Annotated in this window: 6 protein-coding genes; 1 reads left to right on the plus strand and 5 read right to left on the minus strand. The window is 66.4% G+C overall.

Annotation, left to right across the window (positions count from 1 at the left end; genetic code table 11):
* Nucleotides 1-19 precede the first annotated feature (19 nt).
* The 5 genes from ACNFG0_RS16095 to ACNFG0_RS16115 all read right to left on the minus strand — a co-directional run bounded on the left by ACNFG0_RS16095 (nt 20) and on the right by ACNFG0_RS16115 (nt 4,466).
* The gene (locus tag ACNFG0_RS16095; RefSeq protein ID WP_416765589.1) at nt 20-1,852 is read right to left on the minus strand and encodes an ABC transporter ATP-binding protein; all 1,833 of its coding nucleotides are present in this window, start codon (nt 1,850-1,852) and stop codon (nt 20-22) included.
* Entirely contained in the window at nt 1,845-2,477 is a 633-nt protein-coding gene (locus ACNFG0_RS16100; protein WP_416765591.1) for a DsbA family protein, read from the minus strand. Before ACNFG0_RS16100 ends, ACNFG0_RS16095 begins: the two co-directional genes overlap by 8 nt.
* A gap of 4 nt (nt 2,478-2,481) precedes the next feature.
* Nucleotides 2,482-3,414: a rhodanese-related sulfurtransferase gene (locus ACNFG0_RS16105; RefSeq protein ID WP_196145738.1), complete on the minus strand. Its 933-nt coding sequence runs from the start codon at nt 3,412-3,414 to the stop codon at nt 2,482-2,484.
* 217 nt (nt 3,415-3,631) lie between these two features.
* Nucleotides 3,632-3,928: a BolA family protein gene (locus ACNFG0_RS16110; protein WP_196145737.1), complete on the minus strand. Its 297-nt coding sequence runs from the start codon at nt 3,926-3,928 to the stop codon at nt 3,632-3,634.
* Nucleotides 3,929-3,938: 10 nt separating this feature from the next.
* Entirely contained in the window at nt 3,939-4,466 is a 528-nt protein-coding gene (locus tag ACNFG0_RS16115; protein WP_196145736.1) for a DUF2059 domain-containing protein, read from the minus strand.
* Nucleotides 4,467-4,620: 154 nt separating this feature from the next.
* On the opposite strand from ACNFG0_RS16115, the gene ACNFG0_RS16120 reads away from it, so the two are divergent.
* Entirely contained in the window at nt 4,621-6,015 is a 1,395-nt protein-coding gene (locus ACNFG0_RS16120) for a class II fumarate hydratase (protein ID WP_196145735.1), read from the plus strand.
* Nucleotides 6,016-6,110 lie beyond the last annotated feature (95 nt).

Here is a 6,110-nt window from a genome sequence, read left to right on the forward strand (position 1 = left end):
CCGCACCCACAGGAGGTGTTCAGGTCTGCTGCAAATGCCCATACAACTTGGCATACAGCCCACCCTCGGCGATCAGCTGCTGGTGGTCGCCATCCTCGGCCACATGTCCACCGTCGAACACCAGCACCCGGTCGGCCTGTTTAACCGCAGACAACCGGTGGGCGATGATCAGCGTGGTACGCCCACTCAGGAAGCGCGCCATGGCCTGATGCAGGTTGTACTCGGTGGCGGCGTCCAGGGCCGAGGTGGCTTCGTCGAGGATCACCACCTTGGGCTCGGCCAGGATCATCCGGGCGATCGCCAGGCGCTGGCGCTGGCCGCCCGACAGACGCACGCCGGAGCGCCCCACCACACTGTCCAGGCCCTGAGGCAAAGCGGCGATGGTGGTGTCCAACTGGGCGATACGCAGGGCCTGCCAGCAGGCCTCGTCGCTGCAGTCGCGGCCCAGAGTCAGGTTGGCGCGCACGCTGTCGTTGAACAGCGAAGGGTGCTGCAGCACCACCGCGACATTCTCGCGCAGGGTCTCGTAGCCGATCTCCTGAAGGCTCGCGCCGCCGAAACGAATGGTCCCGGCCTGGGCGCTGTACAGGCCCAGCAGCAGTTGCACCAGGGTGCTCTTGCCTCCGCCACTGGCACCGACGATCGCCACCTTCTCGCCGGCGGCGATAGACAGGTCCAGGTGCTCCAGCACCGGCTCCTCGGCATAGGCGAAACGCAGGTCGCGCACCTCGATGCCGACCGTATCACGCCCGCCGAAGGGGTCCACGGCCGCCGGGTACTGGGGCTCGTCGGCCCGCGCCAGCAATTCATTGAGCCGGCTCAGGGCGCCGCCGGCAGCATAGTAGGCGTACTGCAGGTTGAGCAGCTGTTCCACCGGCCCGATCATGAACCACAGGTAGCTGAACACCGCCAGCATCTGGCCGATGGACAGGTCGGAGAACAGCACCGTGAGCATGGCCGCAGCACGGAAGATATCGATGCCGAACTGGAACAGCAGCCCGCTGGCACGGCCGCTGGCGTCGCTCTTCCACTGCGAGGCCACGGCATAGTCGCGCACCTCGCGGGCCCGCAGGCCGAGGCGGCCGAGGAAGTACCCCTGGCGGTTGCCGGCGCGCACTTCCTGGATGGCATCCAGGGTTTCGGCCAGCGCCTGGGTGAAACGCGCGGTGCTGTCGTTCTCCAGCTTCTTCAGATGCTTGACCCGCTTGCCCAGTTGCACGGTGAAGTAGATCACCAGCGGGTTGAACAGCAGGATCAGCATGGCCAGCTGCCAGTGCATCCAGATGAGGATGGCGGCCGTGCCGGTGAGGGTGAGCACGGCCACCAGGAAGCGGCTCAGGGTCTCGCCGACGAACTTGTCCAGCGTGTCCAGGTCGGTGACCAGGTGCGTGGTCACGGTCCCGCTGCCCAGGCTTTCGTATTCCTTGAGGGAGATGCGCTTGAGTCGCTCGATCAGGCGGATGCGCAAACGGTACACGATGTCCTTGGCCAGGCCCGCGAACAGCTTGGCCTGGACCACGTTGAAGGCCAGCGCGGCGAGGCGCAGGCAGAGGGTCGCGAAGAGCATCAGGCCGATGTAGCCGGCCGCCACCTGCCAGCTGCCGGGCAAGAAGTGGTTCATCCACTTGAGCGCGGCGTCGCCATGGCCCAGCAGCACTTCGTCCACCAGCAACGGCAGCAGCAACGGGATCGGCACGCTGCACAAGGCGGCGAGCACCGCCACCAGGTTAGCGGTCCACAGGGCTTTCTTGTGGTGCAGGGCCAGGCGACGGATTTCGGCCCAGCTCAATCGATCGGCCACAGCGGGGGCCTTCCCCGGCACAGGGTCGGACGACCCTGGCAGGTCAAGCACAAGCGGCCTGCTGCAGCCAGCGGCCGAGCAAAGGCTGCAGGCGCTCGAGCGGCTGGTAGCCGTTGGTCAGCAGGGCCAGTTGGCCATTGCGTTCGGCCAGCAGGGTCGGGAAGCCGGCGATGCCGAGGTCTTGCACCCAGCTGAAGTCGGCTACGGTGGCGGCGCGAATGTCGGCGCTGGAGAACGCCTCGGCGAACCGCGCACGGTCGAAACCGGCCTGCTCGGCCTGCTCCACCAATTGCGGGGCGCGGGTGACGTCCACACCCTGCTCGTAGAACGCCCGCTGGATCGCCCCCAGCAGCGGCAAGGCCCGCTCGGCGTCGAGCTCGCGGGCGGCCACCAGGGCGCGGCAGGCTGGCTCGGTGTCGTAGACGAAGCCATCGGGCATGGCGCCTTCGAAGCGGAAGGACTGGCCGGTGGCCTCGGCGACCGCCTGCCAGTGCTCGAGGATGTAGCGACGGGTCGAGGCGTCCAGGGCACTGCTGCCCGAACGCAGCCCGCCGGGCACCAGGCGCGTCGGCACGCCGGCCTCACGGGCCTGGGCGATCAGCGCCTCGGCCACCGGGGCGAAGCCCCAGCACCAGGAGCACATCGGGTCCATCACATACAGCAGGCGTGCGGACATGCAGTCAAGCCTCGGCTTTGTAGTTGTAACCGATCGGGTGAGGCAGGTTGCGCGCCTTGGCCAGCTCGATCTGCTTCTGCCGGTCGATGGCGCTGCGCCGGGTCTTCTCGCTCAGGCTGTCCCAGCAATGCGGGCAACTGATGCCTGGCGAATAGTGCTCGGACGCACGGTCCTCCACGCTGATCGGGTGGCGGCAGGCATGGCACTGGTCGTACTCGCCCTCGGTCAGGTCATGGCGCACCGTGACGCGGTTGTCGAAGACGAAGCAGTCGCCGTCCCAGAGGCTTTCTTCCTGAGGCACTTCCTCGAAGTATTTCAGGATGCCGCCCTTAAGATGATAGACCTCCTCGAAGCCTTCACCGAGCATGTAGCTGGAGGCTTTTTCACAGCGGATACCGCCGGTGCAGAACATCGCAACCTTCTTGTGCCTGCTGGGGTCGAAGTTGGCCTTGATGTACTCGGGGAACTGGCGGAAGGTCTCGGTCTTGGGGTCGATGGCGCCCTTGAAGGTGCCGATGGCCACTTCATAGTCGTTGCGGGTGTCGATCAGCAGCACCTCGGGGTCGCTGATCAGGGCGTTCCAGTCCTTGGGCTCGACGTAGGTGCCGACCTTGTGGTTCGGGTCCACGCCCGGCACGCCCAGGGTGACGATCTCTTTCTTGAGCTTGACCTTGGTGCGGTAGAACGGCTGCTCGTCGCAGTAGGATTCCTTGTGGTCGATGTCCACCAGGCGCGAGTCGCTGCGCAGCCAGGCGAGCAGGCCGTCGATGCCTTCACGGGTGCCCGAGACGGTGCCGTTGATGCCTTCGAGGGCCAGCAGCAAGGTGCCTTTGACGCCGTTGTCGACCATGGTCTTGAGCAGCGGCTCGCGCAGCTCGACGTAGTCTTCCAGGGTGACGAACTTGTACAGCGCCGCCACGACGATAGCTTGGGTCATGAATCGATTCTCCAGGTGGTCACCCTCGTAAGGGGCGGACCGGGTTCTACAAAAGCATGGGGGCTGCTGCACAGCCCATCGCCGGCAAGCCGGCCCCCGCAGGTTCGGCGCAGCCATCAAGCGCTGCACTGGACCTGTGGGAGCCGGCTTGCCGGCGATGGGCCGCGCAGCGGCCCCCAGGGAATGACGCGGATTGTATCAGAACGACCGAAAGGATTCAGTGCCCGCCGCCCGCGCACACCGGCGAGGCCGGCGCGACACCGACCGCCGCCCATTCCTCCGGCGTGTAGGTGTGGATGGCCAGGGCATGGATCTGCCCCATCAGCTCACCCATGGTGGCGTAGACCTTCTGGTGGCGCTTGACGCTGTTCAACCCGGCGAACTGCTCGCTGACCAGCACCGCCTTGTAGTGGGTCTCCTGGCCACGGCTGTGCATGTGGCTTTCGTTGTGCACTTCAAGGTGCTGCGTGGCCAGCGGCGCCAGCTGCTGTTCGATGCGTTGCTGCATGCTCATCGGGCGTTACTCACTTCTTCGCGGGTGCGGCCTTGCCGGCGTTCGGGTCCAGTTCCTTGGTCATGTCGTCGAGCAGCTTGTTGACCACCGGTACCGCCGGCTCGAGCTTGGCCTGGGTCATCTGGGCCGACTGCTGGGTGACCTTGGGCATCTCGCGCATGACCTTGCGGCCCAGGGGCGATTCGTAGAACTTGACCAGGTCCTTGAGCTCGGCCTCGGTGAAGGTGTCGGTGTACAGCTTGACCATGTCCGGCTTGATCTTGTTCCAGCCGATGGCGTTGTCCAGGGCGGCGTTGGCCTTGGCCTGGTAGCTCTCCAGCACGGCTTGCTTGGAGGCAGGTGCCTTGGTCTGGGCGAAGCGCTGGGCGAACATTTGCTGGACCTGCATGTAGACCGGGGTGCCCAGCTTGTCGGCGTTGGCCAGGGTCAGGAATTTTTCCGCGGCGGCGTTGTGGCTGGCGGTGGCGGCCAGGACCTGGCCGCTGGCGAAGGCCAGGGTAACGGCGGCGGCGGCGCAAAGGGCACGGAGACGGGTCATTGCATTTCCTTCAAGAGAGGGAGGGGTTACCTCAGAGAAGAGCATTCTGCGCCGCAGCGGGCACAGTGCTCAAGTGGCGCGACGAGCGACGGAACCGCTCTGTCGATTCAGGGCCTAAACTGCGGTTTCGGACTGACAAAGGAGTGAACGCAGTATGAGCCGTATCGAGACAGACAGCCTGGGCCCGGTCGAAGTTCCAGAGGACGCCTACTGGGGCGCGCAGACCCAGCGTTCGCTGATCAACTTCGCCATCGGCAAGGAGCGCATGCCCCTGGCCGTGCTGCACGCCCTGGCCCTGGTCAAGAAGGCCGCCGCGCGCGTCAACGACCGCAACGGCGACCTGCCGGCGGACATCGCCCGGCTCATCGAGCAGGCTGCCGACGAAGTGCTCGCAGGTGAACATGACGACCAGTTCCCGCTCGTCGTCTGGCAAACCGGCAGCGGCACCCAGAGCAACATGAACGTCAACGAGGTGATCGCCGGCCGCGCCAACGAGCTGGCCGGCAAGGGCCGTGGCGGCAAGGCGCCGGTGCACCCGAACGACCACGTCAACCGCTCCCAGAGCTCCAACGACTGCTTCCCTACCGCCATGCACATCGCCGCCGCCCAGGCGGTGCATCATAAGCTGCTGCCGGCGATCGCCGAGCTGTCGGCGGGGCTGGCAGAGCTCTCGGCGCGTCACCAGCACCTGGTCAAGACCGGCCGCACCCACATGATGGACGCCACGCCCATCACCTTCGGCCAGGAGCTGTCGGCATTCGTCGCCCAGCTCGACTACGCCCAACGGGCGATCCGCGCCAGCCTGCCGGCGGTGTGCGAGCTGGCCCAGGGCGGCACCGCGGTGGGCACGGGCCTGAATGCCCCGCACGGGTTCGCCGAGGCTATCGCTGCAGAGCTGGCGGCGCTGTCGGGCCTGCCCTTCGTCACCGCGCCGAACAAGTTCGCCGCCCTCGCCGGCCATGAGCCCTTGACCACCCTGGCCGGCGCCCTCAAGACCCTCGCCGTGGCGCTGATGAAGATCGCCAACGACCTGCGCCTGCTCGGCTCCGGCCCGCGGGCAGGCTTGGCCGAGGTGCGCCTGCCGGCCAACGAGCCGGGCAGCTCGATCATGCCGGGCAAGGTCAACCCGACCCAGTGCGAGGCGCTGTCGATGTTGGCCTGCCAGGTGCTGGGCAACGATGCCGCCATCGGCTTTGCCGCGAGCCAGGGGCATTTGCAGCTGAACGTGTTCAAGCCGGTGATCATTCATAACCTGCTGCAGTCGATCGAGCTGCTGGCCGACGGTTGCCGCAACTTCCAGCAGCATTGCGTGGCGGGTATCGAGCCGGACGCCGAGCAGATGGCCGCGCACCTGGAGCGTGGGCTGATGCTGGTGACGGCGCTGAACCCGCACATTGGTTACGACAAGGCCGCGGAGATCGCCAAGAAGGCCTATGGCGAAGGCAAGACACTGCGTGAGGCGGCGCTGGAACTGAAATACCTGACCAACGAGCAGTTCGACCAGTGGGTGAGGCCGGAGAACATGCTGGCCCCAGGCGCCAAAGGTTAGATGATGTATTGACGGTACCGGCCCTATCGCCGGCAAGCCCGCGCCCCCCCCCCCCCGGCCCACCCCGCTCCACTGGGAGCCCGCTTGCCGGCGCG

Source organism: Pseudomonas sp. NY15372 (genome assembly GCF_048068215.1).
In the GTDB taxonomy this organism is placed as follows: domain Bacteria; phylum Pseudomonadota; class Gammaproteobacteria; order Pseudomonadales; family Pseudomonadaceae; genus Aquipseudomonas; species Aquipseudomonas guariconensis_A.

Excerpts from the sequence above, each read along its gene's own strand:
- ACNFG0_RS16100 (WP_416765591.1), bottom strand. The coding sequence starts at position 2,477 with ATGTCCGCACGCCTGCTGTATGTGATGGACCCGATGTGCTCCTGGTGC.
- ACNFG0_RS16105 (WP_196145738.1), bottom strand. The coding sequence starts at position 3,414 with ATGACCCAAGCTATCGTCGTGGCGGCGCTGTACAAGTTCGTCACCCTG.
- ACNFG0_RS16110 (WP_196145737.1), bottom strand. The coding sequence starts at position 3,928 with ATGAGCATGCAGCAACGCATCGAACAGCAGCTGGCGCCGCTGGCCACG.
- ACNFG0_RS16115 (WP_196145736.1), bottom strand. The coding sequence starts at position 4,466 with ATGACCCGTCTCCGTGCCCTTTGCGCCGCCGCCGCCGTTACCCTGGCC.
- ACNFG0_RS16120 (WP_196145735.1), top strand. The coding sequence starts at position 4,621 with ATGAGCCGTATCGAGACAGACAGCCTGGGCCCGGTCGAAGTTCCAGAG.